Source organism: Acidovorax sp. PRC11 (assembly GCF_031844105.1).
Taxonomy (GTDB): Bacteria; Pseudomonadota; Gammaproteobacteria; order Burkholderiales; family Burkholderiaceae_C; genus Paracidovorax.
This window is the reverse complement of record NZ_JAUZUQ010000002.1, coordinates 334,256-354,901: the sequence shown is the minus strand read 5'-3', so window position 1 is coordinate 354,901 and position 20,646 is coordinate 334,256. Positions and strand designations below refer to the sequence as shown.

The 20,646-nt window shown below is 70.5% G+C and carries 19 protein-coding genes; 9 read left to right on the top strand and 10 right to left on the bottom strand.

The annotated features are described in order from the left end of the window. The first annotated feature begins 103 nt into the window (after positions 1-103). Genes Q9R47_RS03675 through Q9R47_RS03665 form a run of 3 tightly spaced genes read left to right on the top strand, consistent with a single transcriptional unit; the run spans position 104 to position 2,439 of the window. Entirely contained in the window at positions 104-799 is a 696-nt protein-coding gene (locus tag Q9R47_RS03675; RefSeq protein WP_311231840.1) for an SET domain-containing protein-lysine N-methyltransferase, read from the top strand. Then, positions 796-1,656, top strand: a complete 861-nt coding sequence (locus tag Q9R47_RS03670) for a biotin--[acetyl-CoA-carboxylase] ligase (RefSeq protein WP_311231839.1) — start codon at positions 796-798, stop codon at positions 1,654-1,656. The genes Q9R47_RS03675 and Q9R47_RS03670 overlap by 4 nt, the downstream gene beginning before the upstream one ends. Before the next feature lie 33 nt (positions 1,657-1,689). Next, complete coding sequence (locus Q9R47_RS03665; RefSeq protein ID WP_311231838.1) at positions 1,690-2,439, top strand: SPOR domain-containing protein; 750 nt, start codon at positions 1,690-1,692, stop codon at positions 2,437-2,439. 133 nt (positions 2,440-2,572) lie between these two features. On the opposite strand, the gene Q9R47_RS03660 is transcribed toward Q9R47_RS03665, so the two are convergent. After that, positions 2,573-3,502: an N-formylglutamate amidohydrolase gene (locus tag Q9R47_RS03660; protein WP_311231837.1), complete on the bottom strand. Its 930-nt coding sequence runs from the start codon at positions 3,500-3,502 to the stop codon at positions 2,573-2,575. A gap of 18 nt (positions 3,503-3,520) precedes the next feature. After that, positions 3,521-4,483: a tripartite tricarboxylate transporter substrate binding protein BugE gene (locus Q9R47_RS03655; RefSeq protein ID WP_311231836.1), complete on the bottom strand. Its 963-nt coding sequence runs from the start codon at positions 4,481-4,483 to the stop codon at positions 3,521-3,523. A gap of 114 nt (positions 4,484-4,597) precedes the next feature. Between Q9R47_RS03655 and Q9R47_RS03650 the strand changes: the two genes are divergently transcribed. After that, entirely contained in the window at positions 4,598-5,536 is a 939-nt protein-coding gene (locus tag Q9R47_RS03650) for a LysR substrate-binding domain-containing protein (RefSeq protein WP_311231835.1), read from the top strand. On the opposite strand, the gene Q9R47_RS03645 is transcribed toward Q9R47_RS03650, so the two are convergent. Then, the gene (locus Q9R47_RS03645; RefSeq protein WP_311231834.1) at positions 5,533-6,246 is read right to left on the bottom strand and encodes a Crp/Fnr family transcriptional regulator; all 714 of its coding nucleotides are present in this window, start codon (positions 6,244-6,246) and stop codon (positions 5,533-5,535) included. The genes Q9R47_RS03650 and Q9R47_RS03645 overlap by 4 nt on opposite strands. Before the next feature lie 81 nt (positions 6,247-6,327). Here Q9R47_RS03645 and Q9R47_RS03640 point away from each other — a divergent pair, with 81 nt between their 5' ends. The 3 genes from Q9R47_RS03640 to Q9R47_RS03630 all read left to right on the top strand — a co-directional run bounded on the left by Q9R47_RS03640 (position 6,328) and on the right by Q9R47_RS03630 (position 9,051). Continuing rightward, positions 6,328-7,989, top strand: coding sequence for an adenylate/guanylate cyclase domain-containing protein (locus Q9R47_RS03640; RefSeq protein ID WP_311231833.1), 1,662 nt, complete (start codon positions 6,328-6,330; stop codon positions 7,987-7,989). A 125-nt stretch (positions 7,990-8,114) separates the two neighbouring features. Continuing rightward, complete coding sequence (locus Q9R47_RS03635) at positions 8,115-8,468, top strand: DUF4148 domain-containing protein (protein WP_311231832.1); 354 nt, start codon at positions 8,115-8,117, stop codon at positions 8,466-8,468. A 208-nt stretch (positions 8,469-8,676) separates the two neighbouring features. Further along, positions 8,677-9,051 carry a DUF4148 domain-containing protein gene (locus tag Q9R47_RS03630; protein WP_311231831.1) on the top strand — a complete coding sequence of 125 codons (375 nt, stop codon included), beginning with the start codon at positions 8,677-8,679 and terminating at the stop codon, positions 9,049-9,051. A 121-nt stretch (positions 9,052-9,172) separates the two neighbouring features. On the opposite strand, the gene Q9R47_RS03625 is transcribed toward Q9R47_RS03630, so the two are convergent. The 3 genes from Q9R47_RS03625 to Q9R47_RS03615 form a co-directional block, all read right to left on the bottom strand. Next, positions 9,173-10,642 carry a sensor histidine kinase N-terminal domain-containing protein gene (locus Q9R47_RS03625; protein ID WP_311231830.1) on the bottom strand — a complete coding sequence of 490 codons (1,470 nt, stop codon included), beginning with the start codon at positions 10,640-10,642 and terminating at the stop codon, positions 9,173-9,175. A 16-nt stretch (positions 10,643-10,658) separates the two neighbouring features. Further along, entirely contained in the window at positions 10,659-11,342 is a 684-nt protein-coding gene (locus Q9R47_RS03620; protein WP_311231829.1) for a response regulator transcription factor, read from the bottom strand. Between the two features lie 213 nt (positions 11,343-11,555). Beyond that, positions 11,556-12,080 carry a MarR family winged helix-turn-helix transcriptional regulator gene (locus tag Q9R47_RS03615; protein WP_311231828.1) on the bottom strand — a complete coding sequence of 175 codons (525 nt, stop codon included), beginning with the start codon at positions 12,078-12,080 and terminating at the stop codon, positions 11,556-11,558. 163 nt (positions 12,081-12,243) lie between these two features. On the opposite strand from Q9R47_RS03615, the gene recA reads away from it, so the two are divergent. Both recA and recX read left to right on the top strand, forming a co-directional pair. Then, on the top strand, positions 12,244-13,317 hold the full coding sequence (recA, locus tag Q9R47_RS03610) for a recombinase RecA (RefSeq protein ID WP_311231827.1): 1,074 nt from the start codon (positions 12,244-12,246) through the stop codon (positions 13,315-13,317). Between the two features lie 79 nt (positions 13,318-13,396). Then, positions 13,397-13,873: a recombination regulator RecX gene (gene recX, locus Q9R47_RS03605; RefSeq protein ID WP_311231826.1), complete on the top strand. Its 477-nt coding sequence runs from the start codon at positions 13,397-13,399 to the stop codon at positions 13,871-13,873. Between the two features lie 117 nt (positions 13,874-13,990). Here the strand turns inward: recX and Q9R47_RS03600 are convergent, their stop codons facing one another. The 4 genes from Q9R47_RS03600 to secF all read right to left on the bottom strand — a co-directional run bounded on the left by Q9R47_RS03600 (position 13,991) and on the right by secF (position 20,639). Next, positions 13,991-15,001, bottom strand: a complete 1,011-nt coding sequence (locus Q9R47_RS03600; RefSeq protein ID WP_311231825.1) for a hypothetical protein — start codon at positions 14,999-15,001, stop codon at positions 13,991-13,993. Further along, positions 14,994-16,868 carry an FAD-dependent oxidoreductase gene (locus Q9R47_RS03595; protein ID WP_311231824.1) on the bottom strand — a complete coding sequence of 625 codons (1,875 nt, stop codon included), beginning with the start codon at positions 16,866-16,868 and terminating at the stop codon, positions 14,994-14,996. The genes Q9R47_RS03600 and Q9R47_RS03595 overlap by 8 nt, the downstream gene beginning before the upstream one ends. Before the next feature lie 264 nt (positions 16,869-17,132). Further along, a complete protein-coding gene (locus tag Q9R47_RS03590; RefSeq protein WP_311231823.1) occupies positions 17,133-19,526 on the bottom strand; it encodes a DUF1631 family protein in 2,394 nt (797 codons plus the stop codon). 159 nt (positions 19,527-19,685) lie between these two features. Continuing rightward, positions 19,686-20,639 carry a protein translocase subunit SecF gene (gene secF, locus Q9R47_RS03585; RefSeq protein ID WP_311231822.1) on the bottom strand — a complete coding sequence of 318 codons (954 nt, stop codon included), beginning with the start codon at positions 20,637-20,639 and terminating at the stop codon, positions 19,686-19,688. Positions 20,640-20,646: the final 7 nt, after the last annotated feature.

Below are 20,646 nucleotides of genomic sequence, written 5' to 3'. Positions count from 1 at the left end.
CGGCCCCGAAGGGCGCTTCTACAATTCCGGTCTCTCGCGCATACACGCGCACACGCACACGTGCCTGCGCAGGTGTGCCCATCCAAATTAACAGAGTTTCGACATGCCCCGCACCGCCCGCCCCGCCGCCGACCCTTCCGCCGACAGGGGCGGCCGCCGCATCCAGGTGCGGCGCTCGGGCGTGCACGGCAAGGGCGTGTTCGCGGTGCAGGATATCGCCGAGGGCGAGGTGCTGATCGAATACACGGGCGAGATCATCGGCTGGCAGGAAGCCCAGGACCGGCATCCGCACGATCCGCTGCAGCCGAACCATACCTTCTATTTCCACGTCGATGAAGACCGTGTCATTGATGCGAACCATGGCGGAAATGCATCGCGCTGGATCAACCACAGCTGCGCGCCCAACTGCTATGCCGACGAGCGCGGCGGCCGCGTCTTCATCACCGCGCTGCGCAACATCCACGCGGGCGAGGAACTCCACTACGACTACGGCCTGATCGTCGACGAGCGTTACACCCCGAAACTCAAGGCCGAGTACCCGTGCTGGTGCGGCAGCGCCCAATGCCGGGGCACGCTGCTGGCGCCCAAGCGCGGCTGGTCGCCGCCGGGGCCTTCGGCACCGCCGCCCTCCCCTGCCCCCCAGCGCAAGGCCGGTGCGAAAAAGGCCGCCACGCACCAGTCCGCCCCGGAAGCCGTGCCGGACAAGGCGCCTCGCCGTGCTTCGAAAGCGAAGACCGCCCAGGCAGGTGCCGAGCCCGCTGCAGCGCCCGCACGCAAACCCCGGAGCCCCCGCCGGTGAGCACGGTGCAGCCCCCTGCCCCCCAGCCCCTGCGCTGGCCCGCCGAGGCGGTCTGGGAGGCCGTGGTCCCCCTGCTGCCGGGCTTCACCGTGGAGGTGCTGCCGAGCATAGCTTCCACCAACACCGAACTCATGCAGCGCGCACGCGCTGGCAGCAGCGAGCCCACATTGCTGGTGGCCGAGGTGCAGACGGCCGGGCGCGGGCGCCTGGGCCGCGCCTGGAACAACGCCGCGGGCAATTCGCTCATGTTCTCGCTGGGCCTGCCGCTGGCGCCGGTCGAGTGGTCCGGCCTGTCGCTGGCCGTGGGCGTGTCCATCGCGGAGAACCTGCAGCCGGTCCCGCGGCCGGGCGCCGCGCGGATCGGCCTGAAGTGGCCCAACGACCTGTGGCTGGACGACGGCCGCAAGCTGGGCGGCATCCTGGTCGAGACGGCGAGCCTCGTCGGCGCGGCCTCCGCGCCGGCCCCGGGCACGGGCCGGGCCGCGCGCTACGTGGTCGTGGGCGTGGGCATCAACGTGCGGCTGCCGAGCGCGCAGGGCCTGACGACGCCGCCCGGCAGCCTGCAGGACGTGGATACCCGGCTGGACGCGCCGGCCGCGCTGCTGCGGCTGGTGCCGCCGCTGGTGGCGATGCTGCAGTCGTTCGAGGCGCAGGGTTTCGCGCCGCTGCGTGAACGCTTCCACCAGCGCGACGTGCTGCGGGGCCGGGAGGTGGTCCTGAGCGACGGCGGCGCCGGCACCGCGGACGGCGTGGAGGCCGACGGCGCGCTGCGGGTGCGCACCGCGCAGGGCGTGCAGGCCGTGACCGGTTCCGAGATCAGCGTGCGGCCCGCCGGGCAGCCGCTGCCGCCGGCCTGACCGCCAGGGCCGCACCCCGAGGAGCACACCCCCATGCTGCGCGCCGCCGTCCTGGTCCTTCTGCTCGCCAACGCGGGCTACTACGCCTGGGCGCACGGCCTGCTGCGCAGCTGGGGCCTGGCCCCGGCGGAGCAGGCCGAGCCGCGGCGGCTGGAGCAGCAGATCCAGCCGGACAGCCTGCGCATCGGCGGGCCCGCCGCCCGCAATCCCGTGCCCGCGGCATCGCCCGCCGCGCCGGCGGCGTCCGTGTCCGCGTCCGCACCTGCATCCGCAGCCCCTGCCGCATCGGCCCCGGCCGGCAATGGCCCCTCGGCCCCCGTCGCCGCGGCAGGAGGCACCTGCCTGCAGGCCGGCCCGCTCGATGCGCGCCAGGCCGACGCATTGCGCGCGGCAGCGGCCTCGGCCGGCCTGCCCGATGCGGCATGGCGGCTGGAGGCGGTCTCGGCCACGGCCCGCTGGATGGTCTACATGGGGCGCTTCGCAGACGAGGACGCGCTCGACAAGAAGCGGGCGGAGCTGCGCGCACGCAAGGTGGCCTACGACCGGCCGGGCGCGGCGCTGGAGCCGGGCCTGTCGCTCGGACGGTTCTCCACCGAAGAAGCGGCCGAGCGCGCGCTGGCGGCGCTCGGCACGCAGGGAGTGCGCACGGCGCGCGTGGTGCAGGAGCGCGGCGATGCCACCGGCTACCTGCTGCGCCTGCCCCAGGCCACCGACCCGCTGCGCCCGCCGCTCGATGCACTGCGGCCGGCGCTGGCCGGCAAGCCGCTGCGCGCCTGCGGCTGAGCCACTATCCACTGAGAGCGGCCCACGGAACCCAGCGAAGCGGTTCTGGCGAGGCGCCGCATCGCAGGCAGTACGCGCAAGTACGACAAGATGCGGCAGCGACGCCAGAAGGGTTCTGTGGGTCGCTCTGGATCTACCGCGGATCGGTCGCCAGCAGCATCTCCACCAGGGCCCGCAGATCGCCGTGCAGGCGCGCGAAGCCTGCGGGGTCGAGCGCCAGCGTCTGCTCGTCCATGTAGAGCTTGCGGTTGATCTCGACCTGGATGCTGTGCCGGTGCTGCGCGGGGTTGCCGTAGCGGCGCACCAGCTCCACGCCCTTGTAGGGGTGGTTGTAGTCCACGCTGTAGCCGCGCTCGCGCAGGAAGGCGCAGATCGCCTCCGACAGGGCGGGGCTGGCGGTGGTGCCGTCGCGGTCGCCCACCACGAAGTCCGCATGGTGCAGGCCGGGGTGCAGCGTCGCGTGGCTGGCGGCCACGGCGGGCATGGAGTGGCAGTTGATGTGGATGCTGTAGCCGTGCCGCGCATGGGCGGCATCGATCTCCCGCGCCACGGCCGCGTGGTAGGGGCGCCAGCAGCGCTCGATGCGCTGCTCGATCTCGGCCACCGTGAGCGGCCGGTCGTAGATGGGCGCGCCCTCGTCGGTGAACTTCCAGACCAGGCCCTTGCCCAGGCGCACCTTCTGCAGCACCACCGGGTCGGCCGTCACTTCGTGCGGCCAGCGGCCGCCCTCGAACATGGAGGCATCCACTTCGGTCACGTCGCGGTTGGCGTCCAGGTAGATGCGCGGGAAATGCGCCTCGACCCAGCCCACGCCCAGCGCGGGGGCGAAGTCGTAGAGCTTCTCCACGTGCGTGTCTTCGGCGCGGCGCAGCACCGGCAGGGCCAGCGCGGCGCGGAAATCCTCGGGGTAGACGGTGCCGCTGTGCGGCGAATCGAGCACCACGGGCGTGCGGCCCGGCACGGTGGACACCATGCGCGCCTGCGGCGGCGCGCAGGGCGCGCCCGCGGCGCCGGGCTCCGCGTGCAGGTACCGGCTGTGGATCAGTTTCAGCACGGCTTGCATAGGCGCACTCCTCGGAAATTATTCGATTTTGATCTTGGCATAGGCAGCAACCTTCTTCATCTTGTCGATCTCGCGCACGATCTGGCGCGAGAAATCCGCCGGCGTCGTGCCGGAGGCATAGAGGCCCTGGCCGGCGAGGCGGTCGCGCACGGCGGGCTCCTTCAGGGCCGTGGCCACGGCCTGCTGCACGCGCAGCACCTGGCTGGCCGGCGTGGAGGCCGGGGCCACCAGGCCGAACCACGAGGGTTCGTTGGCCTGCGGATAGCCCAGTTCGCCATAGGTGGGGATCTCCGGCAGGACATCCAGGCGCTCGGGCCACGACACGGCGAGGGCCTTCAGCTTGCCGGCCTTCACGTGCGGCAGCGACGACGCGACCTGGTCGAAGTACACCGGCACCTGGCCGCCGAGCACGTCGTTGACGGCCGGGCCCGCACCGCGGTAGGGAATGTGCACCATGGCCGTGCCCGTGACGCTCTTGAAGAGTTCGCCCCACATGTGGCCGATGGTGCCGTTGCCGGGCGTGGCGTAGGAAATCTTGCCGGGATTGGCCTTGAGGTACTTCACCAGGTCGGCGAAGTCCTTCACCGGCAGCACCTGCGGATTGACCACGATGATGCCGGGCGCCTTGACGATCTCGGTCACGCCCGCGAAATCCTTGACCGGGTCATACGGCAGCTTGGCGTACACGGCCGGGTTCACGCCGTGCGTGGACAGCGTGGCCACCCCGAAGGTCAGGCCGTCGCCCGCGGACCGGGCGATTTCCGCCATGCCGATGGATCCGCCCGCGCCCGCGCGGTTTTCGATCACGACGGGCTGGCCCAGCAGCCGCTGCAGCGGCTCCTGCAGCGAGCGCCCGGCGATGTCGGTGGCGCCGCCCGGCGGGAAGGGCACGACGATGCGCAGGGGCTTGTCCTGCGCGAAAGACATTCCAGGAACGACAGTTGCGACAGCCACTGCACCGAGAAGATGACGACGTTGCATGGGGGTTGATCCTTATAGAGAAAGTAAGACTAACGTAAGCTCCGTGTTTCAAAAAGCAATTCGTATGCCTGTTAATATTCCCATCCGGAATATTGTCATCGCCATCCTGGGACCATGTCGCTGCGCCGCCTCAACCCTCCCCTGCACCTTCTGCGGGCTTTCTGCACCGTGGCACGGTTCGGCGGCGTCTCGCGCGCGGCCGAGGCGCTGCACCTCACGCAGAGCGCGGTCAGCAAACAGATACAGGAGCTGGAGCGCTGGGTGGGCATCGACCTGTTCGAGCGCAGCCGCAAACGCCTCTCGCTCACCCCTGCCGGGGAACGCTACGAAAAGGCGGTGAGCGTCCTGCTTGCGCGGCTGGAGGCGGCCACGCTGGAGCTGATCACCAGCGGCGACGGCGGCGGCGCCCTGCACCTGTCGGTGCTGCCCACGTTCGCGGCCAAGTGGCTCATCCCGCTGCTGCCGCAACTGCGCGAGCAGCATCCGCAGATCACGCTGCACTTCGTGCCGTTCGTGCACGGCTACGACTTTTCCGATCCGGAACTGGACTGCTCCATCCTCTTCGGCGACGGCCACTGGCCCGGCGCGCGCTCGCACTACCTGGCCGGCAACGACGTCGCGCTGATCGCGCCCCGGCCGGGCACGCCGGGCTTCGATCTGCGCAGCCCGCAGGACGTGGCGCGCTGCACGCTGCTGCGCCACGTGACGGTGCCCGAGGCCTGGCAGCACTGGAGCGAGGCGCACGGCATCGCCGGGCTCGACGCCCTGGCCGGGCCCCAGTTCGACCAGTTCCAGACCATGATCCGGGCCGTATCCGTGGGCATGGGCGTGGCGCTGGTGCCGCGCTGCCTGGTGCAGGACGAGATCACCGCCGGCACGGTGGCGGAACCGCTGCCCGGCGGCGGCTACACGAGCGACCTCGGCTACTGGCTGTGCTACCCGGAAGCGCGGGCGCAGCTCTCGACGCTGGTGCGGTTCCGCGACTGGCTGCTCGCCGCGCGCCGGCCTGCGCCGCTGCAGGACGCACCTGCCGTTGCCGCCGGCCCGGGCTAGTCGCCGCGCACCTCGGCCACCAGCGCCTGCAGTTCGCGCACGTCGGCCACCACCAGCACCCGCGCGCCTTCCTTGCGCAGGATGCCGCGCCGCGTCAGAGCGCCGAGCTCGCGCGTGACCTGCTCGCGGTTGGTGCTGATCTTGCCCGCCAGCACCGCATGGGCCGGCGCCGGGTCGAGGCGGGCCGTGTTGTCCTGCACGCCCGCGGCATGCGCCAGCCGCAGCAGCTCCGCATGCAGGCGCGTCTGCACCCCGAGCGTGCTGAGTTCGATCACCCGCTCGGTGAGCCGCCGCACCAGCAAGGTGAGATTGGCCACGGTGCGCAGGGCCACCACCGGCTCGTTGCGCAGCAGCTCCAGGAAGGCGGGGCCCGGCAGGCACGCCAGCAGTGTGGGCTCCAGCGTCACCACGTCGGCCGAGCGCGGCTGCCCGTCGATGGCGGACAGGTCGCCGAAATGCTCGCCCGCCTCGTAATCGCGGAACGTGACCTCGCGGCCGTGGGCCGAGTAGGTGGTGATGCGCACCCGCCCCGACACGAGGAAGAACACCTCGCCCGCCGCCGAGGCCCGCGTGAAGACGGGCTTGCGCGCGTCGATGTTGCGCCAGTCGCACTCGGCGGCGAGCCGGCCGAGGCAGGCGTCGCCGAGCCCCTCGAACAGGGCGATGCGGCGCAGGGCCAGGCTGGATCGGGCGACGGGGGCAGAGGCCATGGAAAGACGGGGCTCGGAAGGGGGCACGGAAGCGTCGCGCATTATGCTCAGCCGCCCCGTTCCGCTTCGCCCCGCCCTCCCATGCCCCTTCCCGGTCCCCGGCTTGCCCTGCCTACCCTGCGCAACCTGCGCTGGGCCAGCGGCCTGGTGCTCTGGACATACGTGGCCCTGCACCTGATCAACCATGCCGCCGGGCTGGTGTCGCTCGAAGCGGCCGAGGGACTGCGCCGGGCCCTGCACGCCCTGTGGCGCACGCTGCCGGGCACGGTGGTGCTCTACGGCGCGCTGGCCGTGCACGGGGCGATGGCGCTCGCCGCCGTCTGGCAGCGGCGCACCCTGCGCATGCCCGCGCTGGAGGCCGTGCGGCTGGCGTTCGGGCTGTGCCTGCCGCTGCTGCTCGCGGCCCACGCCACCGGCACGCGCTGGGCGCAGGAAGCCTGGGGCGTGGCCCCCTCCTATGCGCGCATCGTGCAGGCGATCTGGACGCCGGAAGGCATCGCGCTGCAGCTGCTTTTGCTCACCGTGGCCTGGGTGCACGGCTGCCTCGGCCTGCACATGGCCCTGCGCGTGCGTGCGCCCTGGCGCCGCGCGCAACCGCTGCTGCTGACGGCCGCGGTGCTGCTGCCCGTGCTGGCCGCACTGGGGCTGTTGTCGATGGCCCGCGAGATGGCGGCCACCGGCATGCCCGCGCCGCCGGGTGCGGGGCCGGAAGCGGGCCGGGCGCTGCGCGGCCTGACCGACGGCCTGCGCACGGGATGGCTGCTGGCGCTGGCCGCCGTGCTGCTGCTGCGCCATGCCTGGGACCGGTGGCGCCCGTGGCGCGGCCAGGGCCGCATCACCCTGCGCTACCCCGGCCGTTCCGTGCAGGTGCCCCGCGGCTACAGCGTGCTGGAGGCGAGCCGCAGCCATGGCATCCCGCACCTGTCGCGCTGCGGCGGGCGGGCGCGCTGCTCGACCTGCCGCGTACGGGTCGAGGGGCCCTCCGGCCACCTGCCGCCGCCGCAGCGCGACGAGCGCCTGACGCTGCAGCGCGTGGGCGCGCCGGATGGCGTGCGCCTGGCCTGCCAGCTGCGGCCGACCGGGGACCTGCGCGTCACGCCGCTCTTCCACCCCGGCGGAGGTTCCGGGGCGGCCGGAACCGCCGCCGAGGAGCGCCAGGTGGCGGTGCTGTTCGTGGACCTGCGCCGCTGGTCGGGCCTCTCCGAGCGGCAGTGGCCGTTCGATCTGGCCTGGGTGCTGGACCAGTACTTCGAGCGTGTCGGCAGCGCGGTGCGCGACGCGGGCGGCCTGCCCAACCAGTTCATCGGCGACAGCGTGATGGCCCTCTTCGGACTGGACACCGACCTGCCCACCGCCTGCCGGCAGGCGCTGCAGGCCGCGGCCCTCATCGAGGAACGCATGGAGGCCTGGGCCACGCCGTTCGAGGCCCAGTTCGGCCACGCGCTGGACTTCGGCATGGGCCTGCACGCGGGCCGGGCCGCCGTAGGGAGGGTGGGTTTCGAGGAGACGACCACGTTCACCGCCGTCGGCGAGGTGGTGAACACGGCGAGCCGCCTGCAGGAGCACTCCAAGGTGGCCGGCGCGCGCCTCGTGCTGTCGCGGGACGCGGCGCGGCTCGCCGGCGTCCTGGACCAGCTCGGCACGCCGGTGGAGATCCCGGTGCGGGGGCGCACGGCCCCTTTGGCCGTGCTGCACGTCGCGCGTCCGGCTGCGCTCCAGGGTGCGCCCACGGTGTCGTCTTGACGGACGACATGTAAAAACCTGTGCGCTTTCGCACAGACGGCGAGGGGGTCGGCGGCGCACACTTGCCTCCATGCCGCAACGCACCAACGCAACGCGGTGACGACCTGACCGAAAGGAATCACACCATGAACACCCGCCAATCCCTCACCATCGCCCTGGCATTCGCCGCCTTCGCTTCCGCCGGTGCCGCCTCCGCCGCGCCCACCTCGCAGGAAGAATGGTTCGGCAGCGAACCCGCCGTGCAGGGTGCCCCGCTGTCGCGCGCCGAAGTGGCGGCAGACCTCGCGCTGTGGAACCGCGCCGGCCTCGGCCACAGCATGGAAGGCGAGCGCAACGCCATCGCCGACCCCGCCTACGCCACCCGCCTGGCCGAGTACCGCCGCCTGCGCAGCGGCCCCGAGTACGTCGCCGAAGTGCGCCGCCAGGGCGGCAACGCCTCGGCCGTCGCAGGCCAGCCGTCCGCTGCCGGCGGCAACTGATTCCCCGGCAGGCGGCCTCGGAAACTGCCTGTTCTCCCACGCGGCCGGGCCGCGGGGAGCACAGTCCAGTCGGCCGCAGACCTACACGAATCCGTGCGTTTTCGCACATGCGGGAAAACGAGGAGAGGCGCAAACTTCTCCCCATGCAGAACGCAATCCGGCGCGCTGCAAACCCCCTTCCCCCTTGTCGAAGAAAGGATCCCTCGCCATGAATCGCAAGCACCTGATCGCCATCGCCACCATCGCCTTCGCAGGCGCCACCGCCGCCACCGCGGGCCCCATGGCCAACGGCAACGTCTCCCAGGAAGTCTGGGCAGGCCCGGCCCCGGTGGTCGCCAACCAGCAGCCCCTGACGCGCGCCGAAGTGAACGCCGACATGGCCCTGTGGAAGCGCGCCGGCCTGGACCGCTTCCAGCTGGGCGAGCGCTCGCTGGCCAGCGACCCGATGTACCAGCAGCGCTTCGCTGAATACCAGCGCCTGCGCAGCGGCCCCGAATACGTGGCCGAAGTCCGCCGCCAGGGCGGTGACGTGAGCGACGTCGCCTACGTGTACGAACACGGCACGATCCCGATGACCCACTGATGCCGCCGCGCATCCCCGCAGCCTCCCCGCGCCGGAGGCTGCAGACACCGCCCGCCCGGCCCTGCCGCGCGGGCTTTTTCGCGCCTGGGGGCGCGCCGCAGGGTATGGCCTGCGGTGTGCGTCAGCCTGCGCCGTCGTCCGTCCCCGCCGCGGCCCGCGCGGCGAACCGCACCGAAAAACACGCTCCCGGCGGGTTCTGGCCCGGGTGCGCGTCGTCCAGCCGCACGTCGGCCCCGTGCTGGCGCGCGATCTCCAGCACGATCGGCAGGCCCAGGCCCGAGCCGTCGGCATCCGTGCCGAGCGCGCGGTAGAACGGGCGGAACACCAGTTCGCGCTCGGCCTCCGGCACCCCGGGGCCGGAGTCCTCCACCTGCAGCAGCACGACGTGGCCGAACGGGTCGGCCAGCACGCGCGCCGTCACCACGCCCGGCCGCTCGCTGCTGGAGGGCGTGTAGGCGATCGCGTTGTCCAGCAGGTTGCGCGCCAGTTCCTTGAGCAGCGTCGGATTGCCGTCCACCCAGACACCGGCGTCCGCCGGCTGCGCTCCCTCGTAGCCGAGGTCGATGGACTTCTCCAGCGCCCGCGGCACGCTGTCGCGCACCGCCTCGCGCACCAGCCGGGCCAGGTCCACCGGCTGCCGCGCCAGCACCGCTCCGCCCGCCTCGGCCCGCGCCAGCGCCAGCAGCTGGTTCACGGTGTGCGTGGCACGCACGCTCGCACGGCCGATCTGCTGCAGCGAGCGCTTCAGCTCTTCGGTGCTGGTGTTCTCGCGCTGCGCCAGATCGGCCTGCATCCGCAGCCCCGCGAGCGGCGTCTTGAGCTGGTGCGCGGCATCGGCGAGGAAGCGCTTCTGCGTGGCGAGGGAATCCTGCAGCCGGCGCAGCAGATCGTTCACCGAATCGACGAGCGGGGCCACCTCCAGCGGCACGGCGCGGTGGTCCAGCGGCGAAAGATCGTCGGGATCGCGCGCGCGGATGCGCTCCTCCAGCCGGTGCAGCGGCTGGATGCCGCGCGCCAGCGCCAGCCACACCAGCAGCACCGCCAGCGGCAGGATCACGAACTGCGGGAGCATCACGCCCTTGATGATTTCGGTGGCCAGCACGCTGCGCTTCTCGCGCGTCTCGGCCACCTGCACCAGCGCCGCGGGCGCCCCCGGCATCGGCAGCCGCACCCAGATCGCCGCCACGCGGATCTCGATCCCCCGCAGTTCGGCGTCGCGCAGGCGCACCAGCCCCGACAGCGGCCGATCGTCTTCCGGCGACTGCGGCCGCGGCAGATCGCGCTCGCCCGACAGGTACTCGCCCTGGGGCCCGAGCACCTGGTAGTAGACGATGTCGGACTCGTCCGCGCGCAGGATCTCGCCCGCGGGCTGGGGCAGGTTGAACTGTGCCCGGCCGTCCTGCACGGTCACCAGCTGCGCCAGCGCGTGGGCGTTGTACTCCAGCGCCCGGTCGAACGGCTTGTTGGCCAGCCCCTGGGCGACCAGCCAGGTGAGCGCCAGGCTCACGGGCCACAGCAGCAGCAGCGGCGTGAGCATCCAGTCGAGGATTTCCCCGAAGAGCGAGCGCTGCTCGCGCTGGAAGATCTTCACGGCCGCCCTCCGTGCATCACGCGCCCTGCGCCGCCACCTTCTCCAGGCAATACCCCAGGCCGCGCACGGTGGCGATGCGGATCGGGCCGCGCTCGATCTTCTTGCGCAGGCGGTGGATGTAGACCTCGATGGCGTTGTTGCTCACCTCTTCGCCCCACTCGCACAGGCGCTCGACCAGTTGCTCCTTGCTCACGAGGCGGCCGGCGCGCTGCAGCAGCACTTCCAGCAGCCCGAGTTCGCGCGCCGACAGCTCCACCAGCCTCCCGTCGATCGTGGCCATCCGGCCGGCCTGGTCGTAGACGAGCGGGCCGTGCCGGATGGTGCTGCTGGTGGCGCCCATGCCGCGGCGCGTGAGGGCGCGCACGCGCGCCTCCAGCTCCTGCAGCGAGAACGGCTTGGCCATGTAATCGTCCGCGCCGTAGTCCAGGCCCTTGACGCGCTCCTCGACGCTGTCGGCCGCCGTGAGGATCAGCACCGGCAGGGCCGAGCCCCGGCCCCGCAGGCGCTTGAGCACCTCCAGCCCGTGCATGCGCGGCAGCCCGAGGTCGAGGATCAGCAGATCGAACTCCTGCGTGGTGGCGAGCACCGTGTCCACCTCGCTGCCGCTCGCCACGTGGTCCACCACGGCGCCGGAGCCCCGCAGCGTGCGCAGCAGGCCGTCCGCCAGCACCTGATCGTCTTCGGCAATGAGGATGCGCATGGGGTGTCTCCTGGCGTTTTCAGTATTTCTGCAGAGCGAGGTACCGCAGGCGCTTTCCGCGGCACGGCATCGATTCTAGGACCGCAGGGCGCCGCCGTTGAGAGCGGCTCACGCGACCCAGCGAAGCGGTTCTGGCGAGGCGCCGCATCGCAGGCAGTACGAGCCGTACGACAAGATGCGGCAACGACGCCAGAAGGGTCGTTTGAGCCGCTCTCAGCCCCGCCCTCCGTCGCCGCCCGCATAGGCCTCCAGCCCCAGCGCGACGACCGCGGCCACCTCGTCGCCCACCTCGGCGCGGAATTCCGATTCGGCCTGTGCGACCGCATCGCGGAACGCCTGCAGCCAGGCCAGGCCGGTCTCCGTGAAACGCACGCGCCGGGAGCGGGCATCGTGCGGGTCCGGCTCGCGCACCACCAGCCCCCAGGCCTCGCACTGCTCGACCAGCGCGGCCATCGACTGCTTGGCCATGCCGGCGCGCGCGGCCAGGTCGGTCAGCCGGTCGCCCTGCAGGGAGAGGTGCCGCGTGATGTGGATGTGCGCCGCGCTCACCTGGTCGCGCGCGGCCAGGTGCGACAGCGCCAGCGGCACGTGCACGTCGTGCGCCATCAGCTCCAGCACGCGGGCATCGAAACGCCGCATCGCATGGCCGAGCAGCCGGCCCAGGTGGGTGAGGCGCCAGGCGTCGTCGCGGGTGGCGAGACTGGCCGACGGAGGCTGTGGAAAGGACGTGGAAGGCATCCGCCGGATTGTCAGGCAAACTGATCAAAAGAGGCATTGTTTGCAAAGTATGCCGCCCATACACTACTGATCAAGCATCCAGCCTGTGATTGAAAACAGCCACCGACGGCGGTTCCTCCATCCCGGCTTTCTTCCTTCGTTTTTCCTACTTCAGGAGTTCTCCATGGACGCACCCGTCAAGAACAACGCCGCCAACAGCGAAAAGGCCAAGGCCCTGCAGGCAGCCCTCGCCCAGATCGAAAAGCAGTTCGGCAAGGGCACCATCATGCGCCTGGGCGAAGGCGAAGCCATCGAGGACATCCAGGTGGTGTCCACCGGCTCGCTCGGCCTGGACGTCGCACTGGGCGTCGGCGGCCTGCCGCGCGGCCGCGTGATCGAGATCTACGGCCCGGAATCCTCCGGCAAGACCACGCTCACGCTGCAGGTCATCGCCGAGATGCAGAAGCAGAACGGCACCTGCGCCTTCGTCGATGCCGAGCATGCGCTCGACATCCAGTACGCCCAGAAACTCGGCGTGCACGTGCCCGACCTGCTCATCAGCCAGCCCGACACCGGCGAGCAGGCCCTGGAAATCGTGGACAGCCTCGTGCGGTCCGGCGCCGTCGACCTCATCGTCATCGACTCGGTCGCCGCCCTGACCCCGAAGGCCGAAATCGAGGGCGAAATGGGCGACGCGCTGCCCGGCCTGCAGGCCCGCCTCATGAGCCAGGCACTGCGCAAGCTCACCGCCACGATCAAGAAGACCAATTGCATGGTCATCTTCATCAACCAGATCCGCATGAAGATCGGCGTGATGTTCGGCAGCCCCGAAACCACCACCGGCGGCAACGCGCTGAAGTTCTACGCCTCCGTGCGCCTGGACATCCGCCGCACCGGCACCATCAAGAAGGGCGACGAGGCCATCGGCAACGAGACCAAGGTGAAGGTGGTGAAGAACAAGGTGAGCCCGCCCTTCAAGACGGCCGAGTTCGACATCCTCTTCGGCGAAGGCATCAGCCGCGAGGGCGAGATCATCGACATGGGCGTGAACGCGCGCATCATCGACAAGAGCGGCGCCTGGTACGCCTACAACGGCGAGAAGATCGGCCAGGGCCGCGACAACGCGCGCGAGTTCCTGCGCGAGAACGCCGAACTCGCCCGCGAGATCGAGAACCGCGTGCGCGAAGACCTGGGCGTCTCGCTGCTGCCGCCGAGCAGCGCTCCGGCCGCAGCCGCCGGGACGGGCGACGACGCCTGACGTCCGGCTGCACAAGCGCCGGCCGGCCGTGCATGCGGCCGTCCGGCGCTTGTGCTTTCGCTCCCGCCTGCACCCATCCATGCGAAACAACTCCACGCTCTCGCTCAAGGGCCGTGCGCTGCGCCTGCTGGCGCAGCGCGAGCATTCCCGCCCCGAGCTCGAAGCCAAGCTCGCACGCCATGTGCAGGAAGGCGACGACCTGCGCGCGGTGCTGGACGAGCTCCAGGCCAAGGACTTCATCAATGCCGGCCGCGTGGCCGAATCCGTGGTGCACCGCCGTGCGGCGCGGCTGGGCACGCAGCGCGTGGTGCAGGAGCTGCGCGCCAAGGGTCTGGACGACGCGCTGGTGCGCGAAACCGCAGAGCGCCTGCGCGGCAGCGAGGCGGCACGGGCCCTGGCCGTCTGGCGCCAGCGCTTCGGCAGCCCGCCGGCCACGCCGCAGGAGCGGGCGCGGCAGATGCGCTTCCTGGCAGCGCGCGGATTTCCGGGCGACGTGGTGCGGCGTGTCGTGAACGGACGTGTGGACACGGACGACGGCATGCCGGAAGACGGCTGACGAAAAGGCCGGCACCGAAAGCCCCCCCATGCGTGAAGCGCGCGGACCTGCCGGCCTGCAAGCACCGGCGGGTCCGCGCTCATCCCACCCCACCCTACCCCATTGCGCCCCACCGCGTCACGCCACCGCAGCCCCTGCAACGGCAGGCACTGCGGCCGCCGGGGTTTCGGGTACGGCCCGTGTTCCACCCGCCGCCTTCACCCGCCGGATGCCTTCCGCGATGACCCGCGCATACGTCCCGAACGCCTGCCCTTCCTGCAGCAGCAGCCGCGGGATGGCGAGTTCGCACTCCAGCAGCTGGATGCGGCCGTCTCCGGTATGGATGCCATCCACCCGCGCGAACCACAGCGGCCCGTAGCGCCGTTCGAGCGCGTCGTTCACGCGGACGGCCCAGGCCTCGTCCCGCGGGCTCGGCGTCCAGCGGAAATTGCACCCCCCGAGGCGTTCATGCGCCCACCAGCCGCCAGCGCCCACGGTCTTGCGCACGGTGTGGCTGAGCCTCCCGCCCAGGAAGACGAACGACAACTCGCCGAACTCCAGCACCGACGGCAGGAAGGGCTGCACGATCAGATCGTGCGTCTGCGCGAGGGCGGCAAGGTCGCCCTCCCGCGCGAACGCATCGCCCTCCAGCACGAAATGGTGCTCGTCCAGGGACGGGCCGCGGCGCGATACGCGGATCGTGTTCCACGAACCCGAGGAAATGGTCGGCTTCACGACCACGTCGGTCCAACCCTGCTCTTCCATGAGGTGGGACAGGTTGAAGGCAGTGCCCTTGTCGATCCAGCGGGTGGGAATGAGCTCGATGCCGTCCTGGCCGAGCTTGCGCAGGTAGCGGCCCTTGTCGAGTGCGTCGATCACCAGCGGCAGCGGATTGGCCATCGGCACCGGGCCGCGGCGCACCTGCTGCAGCCGGCGGTGGACGTTCTCCACCCGCTGCCGGAAGGCAGGATCCTTGTGGTACCAGCGGCACATGCGCAGGTTGACGAGGTCCACGTCTTCCAGGTCGAGCGCCTCGAATGCGTCGATGTGGACCATGCGGGCTTCCACGCCTTCGGCACGCAGGGCGGCCTCCACGCCCGGGTACTCGAGGTGCGGCGCACCGAGGCTGAGATAGATGGCCTTATGCATCGGGGCCGCTCCCGCTCTTGGCTGCGGCGCCGTGCGCCAGCACACCGGCGCCGCGGCGCACGGGCCGCAGCCGCATCGTCAGCTTGCGCCATCCCGTGTCCGCCGCATCGTAGAGGTAGCCGAAGAGGAAGCTCCCCAGCAGGCCCAGGGGCCGCAAACGGATCACCCAGTCGAGCTTCGTGTTGACGGAGATCGGCAGGGCGTCGAACCAGCTGGCGGTGCCCGGCGGCCGCTGCGAAGCCGGCTGCACCAGATCGCGTCCGCTGAGGTCCACGGGGCGGCCCTTCCGGGCGAACGGCAGCTTCCAGATCTGCGGCAGCGGGGCCGTGACGCTGAGCACGCTCGTGATCGGCGGGAGGGTGATGCCGTGGGCCAGCCGCCAGCGGGCCCGCTCGGCGATCTTCGACTGCAGATGGCGCTGGATCGATTCGATGCGCGCAGGCGCCAGGCCCAGCCAGTAAGGCGAGCGGGAATAGAAGAGCCGCTGCTCCACCCCGGCGCGCAATTGGGCGAGCTCGGGGGTTTGCCGGTCGGCGTACCCTTCCGTCTGCACCAGCCAGCGGGTCAGCTTGGCCCGGGTGCTGCCCATGCACCAGAAGATCGCCATGTCGAGGATGTGCGAGAGCAGGAAGAACCGCGGGTCTTCGATCGCCGGCGTGTATTTCTCCCGCACCATGTTGCGCAGCATGTGCCAGTCCTGCCGCGTGGCCTCGTTGACGCGGTCGATGTAGGCCTGGTCGATGCGGCGCGTCTTCACGTGCCGCTCGACGATGTTGGCGATGTGCCAGCTCGACACCAGCGCCAGCGCGATGCCCTGGCTGTAGTAGGCGTCGATGATGCTGCCCGCATCGCCGGCCATGGCGTAGCGGCGCCCGCTGACGAAGCGGTCCGTCCAGTGCTGCACGTTGCGGAAGGACTGGAACTCCAGCAGCGTCTCCTCGCCGATGAGGCCATCCAGCAGCGGATGGCGGTGGATCAGCGACCAGAACTGCTCGCGCGGCGTCCGCTCGGGGGGCGCCATGCGCTGGTCGAAGGTGACGCCGACGCTGATCCGGTTCTGCGACAGCCGGATGACCCAGATCCAGTAGCCCACGCCCCAGAGATGCACGGTATAGAGGTCGCGCGGCGTGCGCTGGCCCGAACGCAGCAGCGCGGTCCACTGCTCGCCGAACTTGGCATCGTCCACATGGGAGAACTGCCCCCAGGCGGCCGTCGTCTGGAAGCCGTCATCGAGTTCGCGGTGCTCGGCGCGGTGGTCCAGCCTGCGGGCCAGCACGCGGTTGCGGCCCGAGCAGTCCATGATCCAGGAAGCCCGCAGAGGCTCCGGATGATCGGGGCTGTCCAGATGCACCCGGTGCGGGCCGTCGTCTTCCGAGAGCTCGATCTCCCTGGCGCGCACGTCGTCGAGGAACCGGATGTTCTCATGCGCGCGCACCGCCTCGCGCATGGCGGCCTCGGCGTCCGGCCGCGCGATCTGCATGTCGAGAAACATGCAGCGGAACCACTTCTGGTCGGGCGCGAGGTCGAAAAGATAATGGGGTGGATGCGGATCGGCATTGACCGCCCATTCGGTGGTTCCGGAGAAGTCGGATTTTCTTTCGGCCCCCACCGTGAACCACACGCCGAGTTTGATGAACGATTCTTCCGAGATGAAGCGGTCCAGCTCACCCACGGTCCTCAGGAATGCGCTGGTGAAGACGAGAAAGGATTCACCCACCTTGAAGCTGTCTTTGCGGATGGAGATCCTGTCGATCAGCGTGACCTTCAGGCCGCGTTTGGCGAATTGCAGCGCATTGGTCAGTCCGACGATCCCGGCGCCGACGACGATGACGTCGGCACAGTCGGAAGAAGAGTATTCCGTATGCATGAAACCCCCGTGAGAAATTTATCGCGGTGTGCATCGTCGCCCCCGAATCAACGAGCGGATCAACGAATGGGCCGGCCCAATGGATGAGCAGCCACAGGATAAATTTCACGGATGACAAGCGCCATATATTTGAAGCCATGCATCTCAAAACAAACTGATGCAATGGATTTCCAAAATTAATGGCGTCGAACGGACGCGGCGTGGTCCGGAGCATCGCGGCCAGGCGCCGGTACGCTCCCCGCGCCAGCGAACCGGTCGGCGGCCCTACCCCAGCAGCCGTTCCGGATTGGCGTCGATCTTGGCGAGCGCTTCGCGCGTGGCCCGCATTGTGAGGGCTTCTTCTTCCTGGGGTACCAGCAGCCCGGCCCGCAGATAGGCGGCCATGCGCCGCAACTGCAGCAGGTAGCTGGTGCCGTCCGGCGCCGCGAAGAAGTGCAGCTGCCGGCGCTCGCTGTGCCATGCGTACTGCACCTGGGCCGATGCGCCGTTGTGGTCGAGCGTGAACCAGTCCCCCAGCTGCAGCTCCCCTGCCCATTCCAGCGCCGCGTCGTCCACGGCGGTGCCGTTGTCGGCCGCCACGTGGATGGAGGAGGCGTCGATGCCGAGCATCATCTCCAGGTAGTCGGCGTCGAGCGGCATCTCGCCCAGCGTGGCGTCGCTCATGTAATCCTCGAGGTGGTCCAGCCTGCGCGCCATCGCGTCGATGTGCGCCTGGGGAATCGAGGCCGTCCTGGAGAGAAAGGCATCCGCGAGCGTGTCGGTCAGGACCTTGATGTGCGCGTCCTGCGGCGCGCCCGTCACCCCCAGCAGGGCCAGGCCCTGGCGCAGCCGCTGCAGCAGGGCAGGCAGGCTCTGGATGACCTGGGCGCGCTCGGCGCGCTGGGGCTTGGCGCTCGCGGCCCACACCAGGTCCGTCGCCGCGCGCTTGAAGGCCGCCGTGTCGGCGTGCTGCGCACCGCTGCGCACGGCCGACAGGGCCAGCACCTCGGCCCAGGTCTTGAAGAGGAAATTGCGGATCTCCTCGCGCACCGGCATGTCCCTGAGCAGGTTGCGCAGCTCGATCGTGTACTGGATCGCCATCGTCTCCTTCTGCTCGACCTGCTGGGCCACGGTGACGATGCGCGACGTGGCCTGCGGCGCCGTGAGGAACCGGGAGAGAAAGCTCTCGAACTCGGCCAGCACCAGCTGGAACACGCGCTGCCCGGTCTCGGGGTACTGCTCGATCACCTGCACCACGCGGCGGACCTCGGCTTCCAGCGCACTGCCCTGGATGGCGGCCGTGTCGAACCCGAGCACCACCCCGCCCATGCGGTCGATGAGCTGGCGGGCCGGATGGGCCACGTCGCTGAAGAATTCCGGTTCGGCCAGCGCCACGCGCAGCACCGGCACCTGCAGCCGCGCGAACCACACGCGCATCGCAGGGGGAATGCGGTCCTCGCTCAGGATGCTCTGGAACATCAGGGCGACCACCTCGATGATGGCTTTTTCGCCCGGCGTCGAGGCCTTGGCCTTGAACTCCGCGGCGCGCTCGCGCACCGCGCCGACGACCTGCACGACGGCCGCGGGGCTGTGGTAGTCCATCACCAGCGTGGCGACTTCGCTGCTGCGGTAGAAGCTGTCGGCCTCCAGCCGCTGCGCGGCCAGGGCCTGCTGCAGCGCCGCGGAGGCCGGCGCCACCGCCGTGGCGGGCGCACCACCGGGCATCCGCCCGGCGCCGGACGCCGAGAAGGCGGCGACGGCGGGCTGCACGAGCATCCGGTGCAGCCGGCCCATCACCCCCTGCGCACGCTGCCGCGCGCGGGCCATCGGCGTGCCGTAGGCGGCGGCCTGCGTGCCGGCGAAACCCGCTGCCGCGCCGGGAGGGCCGCCCTGGCCCGCTGGCTGCGATCCGCCGCGCAATCCTTCGCGGGAGGAGCCCCCTGCCCCGGAAGAAATGCCCCGGGCGCCGTCCGCGCCGGGCGACGGGCCGCCCAGCGGGGCCTGCACGGTCGATCCGCCGGTGCGGCGCACGCGGGAGCGCAGGTCGCTGTCCGGCCGTACGCCGTGCTGTTCGAAAAATGCGACGAGATCCTGGTAGCGCGAGAGCACCAGGGCGCCGAGGCCGCGCTGCAGCGGCTCCAGCAGTGCCTGCAGGTCGGAGCGCAGCAGGCCGCTGGCGACCCACGGGTCCACCAGGCGCAGTGCGAGCACCTCGGGGCGCAGGATGTCGCGCTCGCCGGGTTCTTCGCCCTCCAGGTGCTGGATGTGCTGCCGTACCGCATCGAACGCGGCGCCCGCCTGCTCACCGACCGACAGGCCGATGCGCGAGGCGAGGATCCGGTTCTCCACCACGTCGTCGCTCAGCAATTCGAGGCCGCCGACGGACAGCCCCACGGACAGGGCCGCGCTGCGCGTGCTGGCGAGGGACGACAGCGCATCGCCCAGGGCGCGCGCGGCGCCCGCGACCCAGGCCGCATGGAACTGCTGGTAGCGCATCCACAGATCGCGCCGCTCCTGCATCACGCGCTGGGTGGCCGTGAGGCCCATGAGGTGCGCGGTGAATTCCTGGAGCTCGGCGTCCAGGCCGGGCAGGCCCGCGCTCAGTCCCTCCACGAAACGCTGGCGGCCCAGGCGCGCCAGGCGCCGCGCGTTCGATTGAGGGGGGGTGGATGTCTCCATACGCCGCGGATTATGCGTGCGCAACCCTGGGGCCCGCGTGTGGGAATCTGCTTATATCGGAAGGCCGATCCGCACCGCGGAACAGCGCATGGGCCCGGCCGCCTGCCGCTGCCCCTGCACCGAGCTCCGGTGCGGAGCCGGCCTTGCGGAAGGAGGGGCCTAGACCGCCGCTCCGGCGTTCGGATCGTTGGGGTCGCCTTCCTTGCGCGCAGGTGCCTTGATCAGGTCCTCCCGCTTGATGCCCAGCCACATCGCGATGGCGGCGGCGACGAACACGGAGGAATAGATGCCGAACAGGATGCCGATGGTCAGCGCGAGCGCGAAGTAGTGCAGGCTCGGGCCGCCGAAGAAGAACATCGACAGCACCATCGCCTCGGTGGAGGCGTGGGTGATGATCGTGCGGCTCATCGTGCTCGTGATGGCGTGGTCGATGACCTCGTGCGTGGTCATCTTGCGGTACTTGCGGAAGGCCTCGCGGATCCGGTCGAAGATCACCACGGATTCGTTCACCGAGTAGCCCAGCACCGCGAGCACGCCGGCCAGCACGGCGAGCGAGAACTCCCACTGGAAGAACGCGAAGAAGCCCAGGATGATGACCACGTCGTGCAGGTTGGCGATGATGGCCGCGACGCCGAACTTCCACTCGAAGCGGAACGCCAGGTACACCACGATGCCGACCACCACCATGGCCAGCGCCATGAGGCCGCCGTGCACCAGTTCCTCGCCCACCTGCGGGCCGACGAACTCGGTGCGGCGCAGCGTGACGCCCGGGTCCTGCGCCTTGAGGGCACCCATCACCTGCTCGCTCTGCTGCGCGGAGGTGGCGCCCTTCTGCACGGGCAGGCGGATCATCACGTCGCGCGAGGTGCCGAAGTTCTGCACGATCACGTCGGAGTAGCCCAGGCTCGAGACGGCCTCGCGCACCTTGCCGGTGTCGGCCGCCTGCGTGTAGGCCACCTCCATCACGGTGCCGCCCGTGAACTCCACCGACAGGTGCAGCCCGCGCGTGACCAGGAAGAACACGGCCAGCGCGAAGGTGATGAAGGAGATCGCGTTGAAGACCAACGCGTGCTTCATGAACGGGATGTCTTTTTTGATGCGGAAGAATTCCATGGCGTGT

Bases quoted from the DNA above. Each gene is read 5' to 3' on its own strand.
- Q9R47_RS03675 (WP_311231840.1), top strand. From the start codon at position 104: ATGCCCCGCACCGCCCGCCCCGCCGCCGACCCTTCCGCCGACAGGGGC.
- Q9R47_RS03665 (WP_311231838.1), top strand. From the start codon at position 1,690: ATGCTGCGCGCCGCCGTCCTGGTCCTTCTGCTCGCCAACGCGGGCTAC.
- Q9R47_RS03660 (WP_311231837.1), bottom strand. From the start codon at position 3,502: ATGCAAGCCGTGCTGAAACTGATCCACAGCCGGTACCTGCACGCGGAG.
- Q9R47_RS03655 (WP_311231836.1), bottom strand. From the start codon at position 4,483: ATGCAACGTCGTCATCTTCTCGGTGCAGTGGCTGTCGCAACTGTCGTT.
- Q9R47_RS03650 (WP_311231835.1), top strand. From the start codon at position 4,598: ATGTCGCTGCGCCGCCTCAACCCTCCCCTGCACCTTCTGCGGGCTTTC.
- Q9R47_RS03645 (WP_311231834.1), bottom strand. From the start codon at position 6,246: ATGGCCTCTGCCCCCGTCGCCCGATCCAGCCTGGCCCTGCGCCGCATC.
- Q9R47_RS03640 (WP_311231833.1), top strand. From the start codon at position 6,328: ATGCCCCTTCCCGGTCCCCGGCTTGCCCTGCCTACCCTGCGCAACCTG.
- Q9R47_RS03635 (WP_311231832.1), top strand. From the start codon at position 8,115: ATGAACACCCGCCAATCCCTCACCATCGCCCTGGCATTCGCCGCCTTC.
- Q9R47_RS03630 (WP_311231831.1), top strand. From the start codon at position 8,677: ATGAATCGCAAGCACCTGATCGCCATCGCCACCATCGCCTTCGCAGGC.
- Q9R47_RS03620 (WP_311231829.1), bottom strand. From the start codon at position 11,342: ATGCGCATCCTCATTGCCGAAGACGATCAGGTGCTGGCGGACGGCCTG.
- Q9R47_RS03615 (WP_311231828.1), bottom strand. From the start codon at position 12,080: ATGCCTTCCACGTCCTTTCCACAGCCTCCGTCGGCCAGTCTCGCCACC.
- recA (WP_311231827.1), top strand. From the start codon at position 12,244: ATGGACGCACCCGTCAAGAACAACGCCGCCAACAGCGAAAAGGCCAAG.
- recX (WP_311231826.1), top strand. From the start codon at position 13,397: ATGCGAAACAACTCCACGCTCTCGCTCAAGGGCCGTGCGCTGCGCCTG.
- Q9R47_RS03600 (WP_311231825.1), bottom strand. From the start codon at position 15,001: ATGCATAAGGCCATCTATCTCAGCCTCGGTGCGCCGCACCTCGAGTAC.
- Q9R47_RS03595 (WP_311231824.1), bottom strand. From the start codon at position 16,868: ATGCATACGGAATACTCTTCTTCCGACTGTGCCGACGTCATCGTCGTC.
- Q9R47_RS03590 (WP_311231823.1), bottom strand. From the start codon at position 19,526: ATGGAGACATCCACCCCCCCTCAATCGAACGCGCGGCGCCTGGCGCGC.
- secF (WP_311231822.1), bottom strand. From the start codon at position 20,639: ATGGAATTCTTCCGCATCAAAAAAGACATCCCGTTCATGAAGCACGCG.